General features: G+C 50.5%; 1 rRNA gene. It reads right to left on the bottom strand.

The features are described from left to right. Nucleotides 1-677 (bottom strand): 23S ribosomal RNA (locus MA2_RS11050); the annotation flags it as partial.

Below are 677 nucleotides of genomic sequence, written 5' to 3' on the forward strand. Positions count from 1 at the left end.
ACAGAACCACCGGATCACTAAGACCTACTTTCGTACCTGCTCGACTTGTGGGTCTCGCAGTTAAGCGCGCTTCTGCCTTTATACTCTTTGAACGATTTCCGACCGTTCTGAGCGCACCTTCGTACTCCTCCGTTACTCTTTAGGAGGAGACCGCCCCAGTCAAACTACCCACCATACATTGTCCTTGGATCTGTTAATCCGAAGTTAGAACCCCAACATTACCAGGGTGGTATTTCAAGGTCGGCTCCACACACACTGGCGTGCATGCTTCAAAGCCTCCCACCTATCCTACACAGGTAAGGTCAAAGTTCAATGTAAAGCTGTAGTAAAGGTTCACGGGGTCTTTCCGTCTAGCCGCGGGTACACAGCATCTTCACTGCGATTTCGATTTCACTGAGTCTCTGCTGGAGACAGCGTCGCCATCATTATGCCATTCGTGCAGGTCGGAACTTACCCGACAAGGAATTTCGCTACCTTAGGACCGTTATAGTTACGGCCGCCGTTTACTGGGGCTTCGATCAAGGGCTTCGCTTACGCTAACCCCATCAATTAACCTTCCAGCACCGGGCAGGCATCACACCCTATACGTCCACTTTCGTGTTTGCAGAGTGCTGTGTTTTTAATAAACAGTTGCAGCGACCTGGTATCTGCGACTGCCAATAGCTTTGTGAAGCGTG

The organism is Moraxella atlantae NBRC 14588 (assembly GCF_001591265.1).
Taxonomy (GTDB): Bacteria; Pseudomonadota; Gammaproteobacteria; order Pseudomonadales; family Moraxellaceae; genus Faucicola; species Faucicola atlantae.